Origin of the sequence: Parasutterella muris, assembly GCF_009767915.1 — a bacterium.
Lineage (GTDB): Bacteria > Pseudomonadota > Gammaproteobacteria > Burkholderiales > Burkholderiaceae_F > Parasutterella > Parasutterella muris.
Genome location: NZ_WSRP01000007.1, coordinates 35,757 through 50,654 on the forward strand (window position 1 = coordinate 35,757; position 14,898 = coordinate 50,654).

The 14,898-nt window shown below is 45.2% G+C and carries 12 protein-coding genes; 5 read left to right on the forward strand and 7 right to left on the reverse strand.

Annotation, left to right across the window (positions count from 1 at the left end; translation table 11 throughout):
- Nucleotides 1–33: 33 nt before the first annotated feature.
- Together E5987_RS03275 and E5987_RS03280 are read right to left on the reverse strand one after the other, a co-directional pair.
- Nucleotides 34–795, reverse strand: coding sequence for an endonuclease (locus E5987_RS03275; RefSeq protein ID WP_160334662.1), 762 nt, complete (start codon nucleotides 793–795; stop codon nucleotides 34–36).
- An 87-nt stretch (nucleotides 796–882) separates the two neighbouring features.
- Entirely contained in the window at nucleotides 883–3,684 is a 2,802-nt protein-coding gene (locus E5987_RS03280) for a heavy metal translocating P-type ATPase (protein WP_160334663.1), read from the reverse strand.
- Nucleotides 3,685–3,774: 90 nt separating this feature from the next.
- Between E5987_RS03280 and E5987_RS03285 the strand changes: the two genes are divergently transcribed.
- Nucleotides 3,775–4,134, forward strand: a complete 360-nt coding sequence (locus tag E5987_RS03285; RefSeq protein WP_160334664.1) for a winged helix-turn-helix transcriptional regulator — start codon at nucleotides 3,775–3,777, stop codon at nucleotides 4,132–4,134.
- 112 nt (nucleotides 4,135–4,246) lie between these two features.
- Nucleotides 4,247–5,368, forward strand: a complete 1,122-nt coding sequence (locus tag E5987_RS03290) for an AI-2E family transporter (protein WP_237178710.1) — start codon at nucleotides 4,247–4,249, stop codon at nucleotides 5,366–5,368.
- 111 nt (nucleotides 5,369–5,479) lie between these two features.
- On the opposite strand, the gene E5987_RS03295 is transcribed toward E5987_RS03290, so the two are convergent.
- From E5987_RS03295 to E5987_RS03305, 3 genes are all read right to left on the reverse strand, one after another.
- On the reverse strand, nucleotides 5,480–6,718 hold the full coding sequence (locus E5987_RS03295) for an O-antigen ligase family protein (protein ID WP_160334665.1): 1,239 nt from the start codon (nucleotides 6,716–6,718) through the stop codon (nucleotides 5,480–5,482).
- 334 nt (nucleotides 6,719–7,052) lie between these two features.
- Nucleotides 7,053–7,793, reverse strand: coding sequence for a hypothetical protein (locus E5987_RS03300; RefSeq protein ID WP_160334666.1), 741 nt, complete (start codon nucleotides 7,791–7,793; stop codon nucleotides 7,053–7,055).
- On the reverse strand, nucleotides 7,790–9,658 hold the full coding sequence (locus E5987_RS03305; RefSeq protein ID WP_160334667.1) for a phosphoethanolamine transferase family protein: 1,869 nt from the start codon (nucleotides 9,656–9,658) through the stop codon (nucleotides 7,790–7,792). The genes E5987_RS03300 and E5987_RS03305 overlap by 4 nt, the downstream gene beginning before the upstream one ends.
- Nucleotides 9,659–9,878: 220 nt before the next feature.
- Here E5987_RS03305 and cuyB point away from each other — a divergent pair, with 220 nt between their 5' ends.
- Both cuyB and E5987_RS03315 read left to right on the forward strand, forming a co-directional pair.
- Entirely contained in the window at nucleotides 9,879–11,342 is a 1,464-nt protein-coding gene (gene cuyB / locus E5987_RS03310; protein ID WP_160334668.1) for a cysteate racemase, read from the forward strand.
- A 54-nt stretch (nucleotides 11,343–11,396) separates the two neighbouring features.
- Nucleotides 11,397–12,317, forward strand: a complete 921-nt coding sequence (locus E5987_RS03315) for an NAD(P)-dependent oxidoreductase (protein WP_160334669.1) — start codon at nucleotides 11,397–11,399, stop codon at nucleotides 12,315–12,317.
- Nucleotides 12,318–12,347: 30 nt separating this feature from the next.
- On the opposite strand, the gene orn is transcribed toward E5987_RS03315, so the two are convergent.
- Together orn and E5987_RS03325 are read right to left on the reverse strand one after the other, a co-directional pair.
- On the reverse strand, nucleotides 12,348–12,926 hold the full coding sequence (gene orn, locus E5987_RS03320) for an oligoribonuclease (RefSeq protein ID WP_160334670.1): 579 nt from the start codon (nucleotides 12,924–12,926) through the stop codon (nucleotides 12,348–12,350).
- A gap of 67 nt (nucleotides 12,927–12,993) precedes the next feature.
- On the reverse strand, nucleotides 12,994–13,443 hold the full coding sequence (locus E5987_RS03325) for a hypothetical protein (protein WP_160334671.1): 450 nt from the start codon (nucleotides 13,441–13,443) through the stop codon (nucleotides 12,994–12,996).
- 166 nt (nucleotides 13,444–13,609) lie between these two features.
- On the opposite strand from E5987_RS03325, the gene E5987_RS03330 reads away from it, so the two are divergent.
- The gene (locus tag E5987_RS03330) at nucleotides 13,610–14,890 is read left to right on the forward strand and encodes a M48 family metallopeptidase (protein WP_160334672.1); all 1,281 of its coding nucleotides are present in this window, start codon (nucleotides 13,610–13,612) and stop codon (nucleotides 14,888–14,890) included.
- Nucleotides 14,891–14,898: the final 8 nt, after the last annotated feature.

The window sequence follows — 14,898 nt, forward strand, 5'->3', positions numbered from 1 at the left end:
GAAGAAGCGGTGCCGAGGCACCGCTTCTTTTTTCTATCTCCACATTCCCTTATTCACACAGGCTTCTTTGACGAACGGATTTTCGTTTCTCTGAAGCCTTTCAATTCTGAGTGCACGCGTGCATTCCCACTGTTCAACGGGATACTGCTTGTCCCATGCGTCCATCAGTCTGCGCTGAGCCGAACTCATTTGATATCGAGGGTAGGCGTACTCCATATATTTATAAGTTCTTGCGACAGCACCTTTGGCTCTCGCAGGCGGCTCCGCTTTGTTGCCCACAATCTTCATTTCGCAAACACCAAACTTGGAAGGGACCGACTTCGCCATTGCTTCAAAGTTTTTATTACCTCTATCCGCGTTCACAGAACCAACCGCAGGATAAAGGTTGTACATATCGCTCTGCATGTAACGGAACTCTTTGTTTACCTTTTCTGCGCATTTGCGGCCCTTAAAGGATTTCCCTTTGCTGTCCACGCAGTCAGGATGTCCGCTGCGCCACTCCGAAAACGTCTGACCGAGATTTTCTGCAGGGACAACATGTTCCCATTCAATTTTTCCTGCCCGCTTAGGATGAACCGGTGATTCAAAGCCGGATGGGAGTATTGTATTTTTATGTTCATCGAACTTTACTCCGCAATATATCGTTGTCCTTTGATCGTAAACGACATTTCGTTCGAGCAGCTTCTTGGCTTTATTAAAGCTGTCAATTGAATAATTTCCTTTGTAGTTAGCCGCGCTAAAAGCTACAGAAGAACAGCAGGAAAGAAGAGCGAAAAACAGTAATATTTTTTTCATCGGGACTACATCAAACTACAAAAGCCGCTGATTATAAAAGCAATGGGAAATTACCGTTTTCCCTCCGAGACTCTACATTTTGATGACTTACGCCTCTCTTGCCTCTGTCAGCTCATAGCCTTCCTCCTCTATCGCTTGCTGAAATTCTGATTCCGTAATCGGCTTAGAGGATTCAACCTGTGCAGATTTATTCTCCAAAGACACCTCGCAATGAACTACCCCGTCAAGTCCTGATAGTTTCTTAGTTACCGACTTAACGCAATGACAGCACATCATGCCTTCGATCCCAAGTAAATAATTAAAACCCTTTGTCTGCCCAGGCGTTGAAATACATTCAATCGACTCTAATTTGTAGCCGTCTTCCTCGATCAATGATTTTAATTTTGCCTCGTCGATCGGGGCTGAGCTTTGTACATCTGCAGTCCCCTTCTCTAAATCGACTTTGCAGTCGATAACTCCGGGCAATCCGGTAATCATGCCGGTTACTGCTTTTACACAATGCTGGCACATCATGCCGGAGATATAAATCTTGTATTCATACTTAGGCGTTTCTGCAGCGGTTTTCTCGATGGCTAAGTTCATAAGTTTAGGTTCCATTCTCTGATTTTCATTATCCATTGCTCCCGAAAGTACAGGACGCCAGCGACGCAGTCTCAGTGCATTAGAAACCACACTCACCGAGCTCATGCTCATGGCGGCTGCTGCAATCATCGGGTTAAGCACCCATCCAAAAACTGTATAAAAGACACCTGCGGCAACCGGAATGCCGATGATGTTGTAAATAAATGCCCAGAATAGATTTTCACGAATGTTGTTCATACAGGAGTGTGAGAGCGCTCCGGCATTGACAACATCAGAAAGGCGGCTCTTCATGATCACGATATCAGCCGCTTCAATCGCTACATCTGTACCGGCGCCGATTGCCGCTCCAACATCCGCTCTTGCAAGAGACGGCGCATCGTTAATTCCGTCCCCAACCATCATGACCTTCTTTCCGGCTTCCTGAAGTTCACGGACAAGAGCCTCTTTTTCTGCGGGTTTAACTTCTGCACGAATATTTTTGATACCGACTTGTGCGGCCACAGCTTGCGCTGTCTTAATATTGTCCCCTGTCAGCATCCAAACTTCTTTGTCCTGCTTGAGCATCGCTTGAACTGCGTCTTTGCTGTCAGCTCGCACAGGATCAGCAGCCGCGATCAAACCGGAAAGTTTTCCGTCCAGCAGAACATAAAGCGGAGTTTTACCTTGATCCGCTAATTGATCCGCTAATTCACGAACTTGTTCAGGCAACTCACCGACAACAACGCTCTTATTGCCGATTTTCACATTTTTCCCAATTACCTGAGCAGACACATTACCCAGATTTTGCGTGAAGTTTGAAGCCTCCCGAAGCGGCACTTCTAAGGACTTTGCTCCATCAACGACAGCTGCCGCAAGCGGATGCTCCGACTTATTTTCCACAGAGGCGACGAGACTCAAGAGTTCCTTGGGGGGAAGACTGAAACTGACAACATCTGTTAGTGCAGGTTTTCCGCTGGTGACCGTTCCTGTCTTGTCAAGCACAATAACATTGACTTTTTCGGTTGTTTCAATAGCTTCTGCCGAGCGGAAAAGGATTCCGTTCTGTGCGCCTCGACCGCTTCCAACCATGATTGCTGTCGGAGTCGCCAAACCCAATGCGCATGGACAAGAGATCACAAGAACTGAAACGCCGATCATCAGCGCGAATTCCCACGAATATCCAAGCATCAGCCAAACCAGGGAAGCTGCAATTGCGATCGAGATCACCGTTGGAACAAAGATGCCGCTGATTTTATCAGCGAGTCTTGCAACCGGCGGTTTTGTTGATGTTGCTTCATCAACAAGTTTAATGATCTGAGCCAGAGCAGTATCTCCGCCTACTCGAGTGGCCTTCATTTTGATATAACCGCTCGTCAGAAGCGTAGAAGCCGACATTTGAGAACCAACCGTTTTTTCTACCGGAACACTCTCTCCCGTCAGGGAAGATTCATCTACTGTCCCGCTTCCGTCCTCTACAACACCGTCAACCGGAACCCTTGAACCGGTTTTTAAAAGAACCAAATCTCCTACAGCGATTTGCTCCAAAGGCACAACTTCCTGCTTACCGTCTCTTTCGACCAACGCATTTTCCGGAACCAAGGCCATCAATTTGGAGATCGCATCCGTCGTCTTGTGCTTTGCTCTCGACTCAAAATATTTGCCCAATGTGATAAGTGCCAATATCATTGCGGCTGAGTCAAAGTACAGATTATGTGCATAATGCGCAAGCTGTTTCTCATTTCCTTGGGCAAGTGCCCAAAGCATCATGTAAAGGGCAAACAGTCCGAATAAGACAGAGGCGGCTGAGCCGATCGCCACCAGAGAATCCATATTTGGCGCCCGATGCCAAAGGGACTTAAAACCGTTTCGGAAATACTTAAAGTTCACAAAAATGACCGGAAGCGTAAGCAAAAACTGGGTCAGAGCGTTTATCGGTGCATTCTTTGTTCCGCTGAGAATCTCAGGCAAAGGCATCCCGAGCATTGGTCCCATTGCCAAAATCATAAGAATTCCGGCAAAAATCAAGGATACCCAAAGCCTAAACTTCATTTCTTCGGAAGCCTTTTTAGCCTCAAGCGCAGGATCCGCTGTTTGAACCGAACCTCCTTTATCTTCACTCCTTTCCGACGCGCCATAGCCGGCGTCCGTTACCGCTTTGACGATCTCCCCGACATTTGTCTTTGCGTCGTCAAACTCGACGGTCATACTGTTTTTCAGGAGATTGACATTCACATTGTCAACCCCGGGTATGGAAGAGACCGCCTTCTCAACTCTGGCTGAGCAGGCCGAGCAGCTCATCCCAGTCACATCAAAATTCTTTTTCTGCATATTATTTCCTTGCGTAGCGGTATTATTTTACGTATTATTATCTTATTAGCAAGAACTAACTGTTTTGTATATTAGTATATAAAATATACCATGAAAGATAATCATTCATCTGCCAATCAAGATGACTGCCGCTGCCCATGCCCCATAGAGACCTCATTGAATCTCATCGGAGGAAAATACAAGGCACTAATTTTATGGAAGCTCATGAATAGAACGCTGAGATTTTCTGAGCTTCGTAAGCAAGTACCCAAAGCGACGCCTAAGATGCTGACGCAGCAGCTTCGTGAGTTGGAACAGGATGGTTTGGTCCTCCGTCAGGTCTATGCGGTTGTTCCTCCGAAAGTAGAATATTCCCTCACAACGAAAGGAAAGTCGCTGGAACCGATACTTCAAGCCCTTTGCAGCTGGGGAAAGACCTGTCTTAACAATGCGGCTGAATCCTCTGACTAAGACCCGTAATCAGGATTAAATATCTCAATTTTTCTGCTCATTGTTGGGGAAAGGACGTGATCTTCAATGAATTTGAATTAATATTGGAAGCAGTTAAGACATCAGATCAGATATGAAACTGCCATCATTCATGGATCGCACCGATTTTGTTGTGCGATTCTTATTTGGATCCTTCATCGCAATTGGATGCGTGTTGGTCGTTTGGCCTTTCGCTACGGCAATTTCCGTTGCGGCAGTTATCGCAATGGTCTCGTGGCCCTTATTCAAACGAATTCGCTCAGCTGTAGGCGGACGTAATCTGTTGGCAACCTGCATTATCGTGGGCTTGCTCGCTGTTTTGATCGTACTTCCGATCGCGGCTCTTTCTCTTGTTTCCGCGCAGGAAATTCCGACACTCATTCGTTATATCCGTGATTGGATTGCCTCCGGTTTTAACATCCCCGAGCAAATCAAAGAGATACCGCTGATTGGCAATTGGATCTTTGATCAGGCTCATGATTTGCTTGGCAGTAAAGAGGACCTTACTGCGCTAGCTCAAAAGCTTTTTGACCCGGTTAGCCGTGCAGCGCTTGCGGGCGCGGTTATGTTGGGAGACGGCCTCTTCCAGCTCTTCTTAATGCTGTTTGTAATTTTCTTCTTCTACCGCGACGGTGAATATTTGTCCCAGAAGTGCCTGGCGCTTCTGACACGCATGAGCGGAAACATTGCTGTAGAAGTTCGAAATATTATCGTCAACACTACCAGAAGTGTTGTGTTCGGCATTGTCGGCAGCGCAGCAGGCCAAGGGATTGTTGCGTTAATCGGCTTTTGGATTGCCGGAGTTCCCGGTGCATTGACTCTGGGCATTGCTGTGTTCGTGCTATCTGCCGTACCGATCGGACCTCCTCTTGTTTGGGGACCGGCTGCCTGCTGGCTTTACTACAAAGGAGAGGTCGGAATGGCGATCTTTCTGGTGCTCTGGGGCTCTCTTGCCGTATCGAGCGTTGATAATTTCCTGAAGCCGCTTCTCATTTCAAAGGGCGCTTCGCTGCCGCTTTCTTTGATCTATTTAGGCGTTTTCGGCGGCATCATTGCCTTCGGCTTCATGGGCATTATCCTCGGTCCGGTTGTGATCGCAGTGGGAATCGCCATGAGTAAAACCTGGCTGTCAATCACTGCTACAGTTGATTCCTCTAATCACCCAACTAAAGCGACCAAGGCCGTCTTGGAAAAGCTGTCACGAAACATCAATTGAAAATGATGTTGTTGTGACGCCCAAAAAAGAAGATTCGTAAACCGGAGAGCGGGCAGTTAGACTGCCCGTCAGAACTCAACAAATGCGTTGCGAAAAAACATTTAAAAGTTCTTAGGCAGGCCGCGCCTCATTATTTTTCATATCTTTAATACGCGAGAGCACAATAAGCGAAGCGAGAGCTACCCAGTAAAATTTCACAACAGCAGAATTACCAAAATTAAATTCAGTTAAACCTTGAATAAAGAAAGACATTGATACTGAGACAATGAGCATCCCATAAAGATTTTTATTCCTCCACATGCTCTTAAAGCCAAACCAAAAGATATATCCAAATAGGAGAACAAAAGAAATCAGCCCAATAGCTCCACTTTGTCCAAGCATCTGAAAAATATTGCTGTGCGCATGCTTTTGTCTTCTCTCTTTCGCTTCAGGAAGAATGTATTCTTTTTGATATTTATCCGCATATTGGCCAACTCCGACCCCTAAGACCGGATGATCTAAGAACATGTTAGTGGCGCTCTTCCACATCAGCAAACGCTCAGAATTGGATTGATAGGCCATATCTGTGATTGTATCTACTCGTCTTTGAACCTGATCAAGCGAACAAAATAAAGATGCACAGATCGCGGCGATCACAATAAATGCCATGGTTTTTTTGACGGATTTGAGAGAAAACCACATCCCAACCAAAAAGAGCGCTGGTATTACTCCAAGCCATGCTCCCCTTGTCGCATTTAGCATCAGACCTACTGCAAGGATAGAAAATAGAACTAAGTTGAATATTAGGAATGGTAATTTTTGAGCTCTATTCAGAATTAGAGATAAACACAACGGAAGAGACACACAAAGAAAACCCGCCAAGGTCATCATGTGGCCAAATAGCCCTTTAAGTCTCACTGCTCCGGCCGGCGCAATAATATACCCTCCGATCACATCAAGCGCACAAGAGATAATACTTATTATTAGAAAAATAAATACTAATTTAGGTTTATCAAAGAACAGAAGAATGAAAAAAAATGGAAAGGTTCTAAACACGTAGGTATTAAAAAATACTTTAGCGCCTTCTATAGGCTCACCACTAAACAGAGCAGAAAGCAGCATTATTGCCCAGAAAAAGCCAAATATCAGAAACCAAGTTCGATTATTTTTAATTTTTAAATAAATATCATTAATCTTTTTTTCTTTTATTCTTTTTGCCAAAACAAGAATCGCAAAAAAAATGGAAATTCCTAAGAAAATATTCGCAACAGCAATTGATAAACACTGAAAAAAAATAAAAAGGGAAAAAGCAAACAAGAAAATGATTTCCAGCCTGCTGAAATTTTGAATTTCTTTTTTAATTCCGAACATGTCTTTTGTCCACAGTAACAGCGGAAGCTGCTGTCCTTGTAAATCTCAGGATATCCATTCCGAGAGAAGATACGGAGGATATTATCAGAGAATACAAGTCTGCACTTGAACAGTGCGAGTCTCAACAGAAGAATAATCATGAAAAACAACTTAATGTCGCTTTTCCAATACGACATTCACGCGTTACTCCTCATTAGACTCAATTTCTCGAGTAGAAATACGGCAGAAAAGGATCGATGGGCATCTTACAACTTATGAAAAATACCTCCGACACTTATTGGGGAGAAAACAACCTAGATGCTATTTGGATCCGGCACCTTGATGCTTCTTTTATTCACCTGTGAAAATGTCCTCTTTCCTTAACGAGAATAACTTCAACATCCTTATTTTTCACAGCATCCTGGTACATTTTTTTGTTGTTCACCTTGTACCAAGGTTCCCAGTAATACCAAACTAAATACTTCTTATTCTTCAGAAGGTCATTCTTTTTAACAAGCTCATACATATGACCGTCCATAGAAAGGTATTTGCAGTTTGATTTATATGCTTCATAAATTTGTGTTTTTACATCTTCCTGGCGCTTTCCTTCACCGATCAGATAAAAAGCTGTTTTCCATCCTTTTGAAGCAAAGAAATTAAGACATGGAACGCAATGGCTCTCCACAATGCATTTATTCTTATCAATACCAGCCTCCTTGACAATTTTTGAAAGGTCTTCCTCTGCGTTAAAGCTATTTGCTTCAGTTAAATTCTTAACATCAAACCAAGCTCCCTTTGATGGCTTAAGAAACTTCAGCGTTTCAGATAAAGGAACTTGACCATCTCCTGCATCATGAGAGTTATTGAAAATTCTGTCTTTCTCGTTGTAGAGCGCATCCATTTCGAAACGGCTGTATTTCTCCGAAAACTCTTTCATTTTTAAGGGAGAGTTCACACGATGCAGCCAAAATTTTTCAGGAATATCCTGAAATTTGCCTACCAGCCATAAATAATAAGAATTGCGCAACGCAACAAAAGCAAGAGCAAGAACTAGCAGAATCGCTATGACTCCTAAGGTAATTTTCCCTTTCCTCATTCTTTTCTCTCCTCAAAAGATTTCCTGCCGTGCAGTGTCTTCAATTCATTCATAGTGCATCCGTAGCTTTCGGAGGAAATATCATTGTTGTCATTTTTGAATTTGCTTTCAATGCCTAGAACGCTCGACATCGTGTCAAACAGCATGTCATTAGTGAACGGCTTATCTGAATTCTTTTTCAGATTCCTAACAACAGACGAGTGATCCTTCGCATATTTGTCAGAGAAGACCATCCAGAAAGGAATTTCCGTTAAATCCCAGCCAAATTGACTGCTGTCATGAGATACTCCCCTATCAACGCCTTCTGAGTGATCTGCTACATATGTCAAAGACATAAAGTTAGGTTGTTTTTTAGCCCATTCATAAATATCTTTTACTACAGCATCGTTATAAAGCATACTGTTGTCGTACTTATCAATTGAAGTTCGACCAAATTTCTTAAAGGAGCCCGGGTATCTTTCTTCATAAACTGTATGGTTGTCCATTAGATGAAGAACAATCAAAATACGGTCGCTATTGCTGTGCAGATTTTTGAGACTGTTGACCAATTCTCCGTCGTAAAAGGTAGTACCTGTATCCGTGCCAAAGTTCGTATTAATGAACATCTGATGATCCGCCGTCGAGGCTATAAGCGTGACAGGCGTATCCCAAGCCGACAGCTTGACTTGATTACTTATCCAATAGGTTTCGTATCCTGACGCATTTGCCAATTCAATTAACGAAGGACAATCCTGAAGAAGATTGTCATCGTATTGAGACTTAGAGGTCAGAGCATACGTTAAAGCCGGAACGGTATGGGTGTGATTGGAATATGCGTTAGAAAAGATAACCGCATTCGGATCATTCTTCATTTTCGATAGCCACGGTGTCGTCTCTCGCTTATACCCGTAAGCGGACATGTGATTTCTGTTCTGAGACTCTCCTATCACCAGGATGTATAAACCTTTATATCCGTCTTTCTCTATAGCGAGTGTTCCAAATTTGTGAATCCTCTCAAGAGAGGCATCTTTAAAGTCTTTATATAGTTTCAAGCCTTCAGCTAAACCTATAAAGGGTTTAGTGATTAGATTGTGACTAGTTTTACTAATCAAAATGGAAGAAATAACAATCGCAAGCAGCGAGATAAATGCAGTACCAAAGAGCCTAATCCTTAGTTTCTTTGCATCAGTATACGACCTTGTTTCCTTATTTGTAGTCCCATGATCTGTCTGCTGTGTCACTACTGATTTAGCAAGAAGAATAACTAAACAGAAAATGAAAAGAGCGGCAACGACAAAAAGCAGCGACGAACCGACAGTCATATTCTCTTTTAAATACGCAAAAGCCTCATTGTTGTTTGTCTGGGCGATTGCAAGCAAAGTATCTGCAGATAATACGGAACCGGAGACTAAGTAATAAGAGAAAAAAGACAAGCTGAGAAAGGCCGGAATAGCCATGCATAAGAAGACAAGAAACGCACTCAATACTCGGGCAGCATTGTCGTTACCGATCTTTGAAAAGCAACCCCCGGCAACATAAGGTATTAGCGCGAGAACAACTGAAATCCCGGCGAGCCAGTAAATAGCTGTTGTTAGCGGTCGAGCAGATATCGAGCCGGCAACAAAAATTTGAATGATGACCGGTATCAAACCTAAGAGCAGGGACAGATAGAAGAGCAGCTTCAGGCGATAACGCCGGAGTAAAGCGGACTCAATAGACGTTATGAGACCACTGAAGCAAAAGAGGGAAATCAGCGCAAGGATAAAAAATTTAAACAGTCCAATACCAAGGGAGGACTGAGACACTGTCTCTAAACCAAAGATAGGAATAAAAAGAACTAAGAGCGCCCACAGTACACTTGAAAGAATCGTTTTTAGTACAGACATAAATTTTTATTTAGTATTAGTAGGTAAGCCTATTTTTAGGCAAACGCATTAGACGTCATAATTATAAATACGCGATTCAAATTGAACCGTTTTTGATTCCCCTCTTTTTACTGGAGAAATCTGCTGAGAAAAAATCAAGAACGTCATTGCTGTTTCTGGCCATTGCATGTGTTATTGCGTCTATACTTCCTCTATCTACATTCCCCGGATCGATAAAACTATGTCAGCCAAAGATCAGACAATCATCGGACTTTGCCAAGTCGGTTCCCCTGCCCCCTTTGTTAAAGCCCTGAAAGAAAAAATCGCGAATACCTACTTACCCGACGGTACAAAAGCCATCCTCAAAACCGTCGATTTTGAGTGGCAGAGCCCAAATAGCGATGCTTCTAAACTCGTACGCGACGGAGATTTCAAGATCCGCGCCTTCGAAGAAGTCAGCCGACTGAGAGCCGCTGGTGCTAAGGTCGCAGCTGTGACAAACTGCCGCACTCTCGGTTTTAAAAATGAGCTTCAGGAAGAAATCACAACGCCGATTACTGACTTCCCCACTGCATGCGCGCATGCCGTCTCTGAGAACCCGAATTTAAAACTCGGCTATTTGGGAAGCACTTCCGCTCCGAAGGCAGCTGCGATCAAAGAAGCGGTTGAAAAGGTCTTCAAGCCGCAGTGGGTTGATCTTGACAAGTCTTTCGACCCGATCGTTGAAGAAATCCAGGAACTGCTCCATAAGGGCAAATCTTCCGATGAAAAGGAAGCGCTCGATAAACTCGCCATGCTCTGCTCCGAATTAGTCAGAGGCGGCGCAGAAAAAATCCTTCCGACCTGCGGCCTTCAGGCACTTCTCTCGGAAGCTTTAAACGCCAAAGGCTATCCGGTTATCGATGTCGTCAAAGCCTTCGCTGATTATCTCTGCTTCACCGAGTGGCACAACCTTCCGAAACCCTTCAAGATCGGTATTGTGGGCGGCCTCGGACCGGCTGCGACTGTTGACCTGTACGATAAAATTACGCGCTTTACACTGGCTAAAACCGATCAAAAGCATATTAAAGTCGCGGTTGAGCAGAACCCTCAGGTTCCTGACCGCACGAAATACCTGCTCGAAGGCGGTGTTGACCCGACACTTGCCTTATACCAGGCCTGTAAACGACTGGAAAACGATGACGTCGACGCCATCGTAATCGCCTGCAACACAGCCCACGCTTACTTCGAAACCATCCTTCCTCATTTGTCCGTCCCGCTCATCAATATGCAGCAGGTCACACTCGAAGAGATTATCGAGAAGTACGGTAAAAACGCAGTGGTCGGCCTTATGGCCACCGACGGCACCATCCAAACCGGAATTTATTCTAATAAGGCTAAGAGCATGAATCTTTCCATGGTCACGCCGGATAAGGAATATCAGGCGCTTGTCATGGAAGCGATTTACGGTGAGCTCGGCGCGAAAGCCGGTTACACCGAAGGACACTGCAAAGAGGTTCTTCTGAAGGCAGCCCGCCACCTCGCTAAGGAAAAAGGTGCGACTGTTCTCGTACTCGGCTGTACGGAACTCCCTCTGATTCTTGATGAGACAGACAATCTCGATCTTGGCGACTGCAGCGCGGCTGTTATTGACCCGACATCTTCTCTCTCCCGAAGAGTTGTGAAGGTTGCCGAAGAGATCATTAAGATCCGAGGACGCCGCTAGAGTTTTTAATTTTTCCCGCCTTTCACGGCGGGATTTTTATGGAGTAAGTAAGCTATGAACTTCTTCCCTAAAACAGATTACACACCGATTCCGGCCGGAACTAAAGCCGCTTTTATCGGCCTTGGTGTCATGGGCAGTCCAATGGCCGCGCATTTGAAAGCGGCCGGGTGCGAAATGACTGTCTACAACCGAACCACGTCAAAAGCGAAAGACTGGATTGAAACCTTCGGCGGCAAATACGCCTCAACTCCTGCAGAAGCAGCCAAAGACGCAGACATCGTTTTTACATGCGTTGGCAATGATGAAGACCTCAGAAGCGTTCTATTAGGAGAAAACGGCGCTTTTGCCGGAATGAAGAAAGGAGCTGTTCTTTGGGATGCAACTACCGACTCTGCAGAGGTAGCCCAGGAAATGTACGCCAAAGCTAAGCAACTCGGCCTGAGTTTTGTAGACGCTCCGGTTTCCGGAGGACAGGCAGGTGCGGAAAACGGCGTTCTGACTGTTATGTGCGGCGGTGACGAAGATGTTATCGAGCGCTGCACGCCAATCGCATCCGCTTTTGCCTGTTCCGTCAAAAGAATCGGAGATAGCGGCAGCGGCCAGCTTGCCAAGATGTGCAACCAGATTTGCATCGCAGGAATCCTGCAGGGACTCTCTGAAGCGATCGCCTTTGGTAAAACCGCGAACCTGAATATGGAACTCGTTTTGGAAGTTATCGGCAAAGGCGCCGCAGGTTCCTGGCAAATGAACGGCAGAGGAAAATCTATGATTGAGAACCAATTTAATTTTGGTTTTGCCGTGGATTGGATGCGCAAGGATTTAGGCATTGCGCTCAGTCAGGCTCGACGCAGCGGTGCGTCGCTTCCGCTTACCGCGCTGGTGGATCAGTTCTATGGTGACATTCAGAACATGGGCGGCGGAAGATTAGATACGTCAAGCCTCATTCTGCGACTAAATCAAAAGCCGAAGCAATAAACAACAGAGCCCGCAAATGCGGGCCCGTCCCTAAATCTTCATCACTTCCTGCCGATAAAACCTCAACTCTTCAATCGAATCGTAGATGTCTGACAAAGCCTCATGTTTGGAAGTCTTCTGATACTTTTTACCCACTTCCGGAGCCCAGCGCTTAACACATTCCTTAAAGGAAGAGACATCCAGATTGCGGTAGTGAAGAAACTGCTCCAAATCCGGCATCCATCTCGCCATAAATCTTCTGTCCTGACCAATGGAATTCCCACAAAGCGGACTCTTGCCTGCCGGTACATATTGAGAGAAGAAATCAATATAAATTTTCGCGGCTTCGGCTTCACCAACCGTGCTCTTCAGCACGCGATCAACTAATCCGCTTCTTGTATGTGTCGCTGTGTTCCACGAGTCCATCGTATCGAGAACGGCTTTATCCTGATGAATCGCAATAACTGGACCCTCTGCGATCACATTCAGCTGCGGATCCGTGATGATCGCGGCCAGCTCAATAATACGGTTAATCTGAGGCTCCAGGCCTGTCATTTCCAGATCCATCCAGATTAAATTCTGTTCATTAAAAAGCGGGCTTCTCTCGCTTTTAAATTCATTGACTGACATTCCAAAATTCTCACAAAACGAATGGACGCATTTTAATGCATCGAATTATGCGCTTGCTTGATCGCGCTTAATCATCGTCATGCTTGTGATGTTTTTTCCATTTTTTATGCTTATGAAAATCATGCCCATGATGATGATCATCATGGTCAAAATGCGGGCGGTGATGTGGATGGTGGTGTTTCACGTAATGCTTATCGTACCAAGGGCGTTGGACGAAATACACAGGTCTTGAACACGCATCGTAGCGGTCGCAATACCTATCCCAATGTTTTCTGTGTTCCAAAGGAACAGTAAGATAAATCGGACCGACACCCGGAATTGCCGTCCCTACTGCAATAACCGGATTACTGTTAAAAACCTGAGGCACGACACCCTGAATTGGAAGAATCCCATAATATCCCGGGGCTCCGACACCGACATTTACATCAAGATGAATACCGGCTTGTGCGATAGGTGATGAAAAATGAAGTACACAAACTGATAAACAGCATGCGCTTAAAATTTTTCTGAAATTCATAGGAAGCTCCTTCCATGTCTTTTCGTTTTAAGTATAGAGATTCCGTCTGTCACTGCTTTTTGCTCAAACCACTCTGAGCGTTTTAGCGATTAATAATCCTGCAGCTGTCCGTTTCTCTGCAAAATGCGCTATCTTTGCTCTTACATCGGACTATAAATATCCAAAAATGAACTATTCCTCTGCTTTTGAAACTCTTTTTCTTTTCTTCCTTTTCGGTGGCTTCGCGCTTAAATATTATTTGGACTGTCGTGAAATTCGATGTATCCGAGAGAATCGCGGAAAAGTCCCGGAGGCCTTTGCAGAAAAAATAACGCTGGAAGCTCATCAGAAAGCGGCGGATTACTCAATTGAAAATGTCCGCTTCGGAGAACTCTCCAGACTGGTTTCTCTAGGGCTAACGCTGATACTTACCGTGGGCGGGCTGCTCCAAATTATTTATCTCATGACAACCGGCTGGCTTGGCAACACCATTCTCGCTCAGGTCGTCATCATCCTTCTGATCGGCTTTATCTCCGGCCTCATTGATCTTCCCTTCAGCTGGTACCAGACCTTCAAGATTGAAGCAAAGTACGGTTTCAACACCACAACGCCGGCAAGATTTATCAAGGACACACTGATGTCAGCTGCGCTCAGCATTGTGCTTGGCGTGCCCATTGTTTCGCTGATTCTCTGGCTCTGGAATGTCTCCGGCCCCTACTGGTGGGTTTGGGCCTGGGCCGCTTACATGCTTTTCAATGTCATTATTCTTTGGCTGTATCCGGCTGTGATCGCACCGCTCTTTAATAAATTCTCTCCGCTTCCCGATGGTGAGCTCAAAGACAGACTCGAATCCCTGCTCTCCAGAATCGGTTTCTCGTCCCGCGGGCTTTACAGCATGGATGCCTCCAAGCGCAGCGCTAAGGGCAACGCCTACATGACCGGCTTTGGAAAGAACAAACGCATCGTTCTTTTTGACACGCTCATGAATAAACTCACACCTGAGGAAACAGAAACGGTGCTTGCGCACGAACTCGGACACTACAAGCTCAATCACATTTATAAGATGCTCGCCTTCTCCTGCGTTTTCTCCCTGCTCTTCTTTTGGCTTCTGAGCGTTCTTGCTGACTGTCAATGGTTCTATGAAGGACTCGGTGTCAACCTGATTCAAGGCGCAAGTCACGGAACCGCGCTTGTGCTCTTCTCCATCGCAGTACCTGTCTTCATGTTTCCTCTTGCTCCGCTCAGCAGTTACTTCTCACGCAAGCATGAATTTGAAGCAGACGCCTTTGCCGTCAAATATTCCAACGGACATGCCCTCATTAGTGCATTGGTTAAGCTTTTTTCTGACAATGCGTCTACGCTGACGCCTGATCCGGTTTATTCGGCCTTTTATTCTTCGCACCCGGACGCGGCAATCCGCATTCAGGCGATCGAAGAAGCCGAAAAAGCCAAAGCTGCGTCTCATTAAGGTGTTCT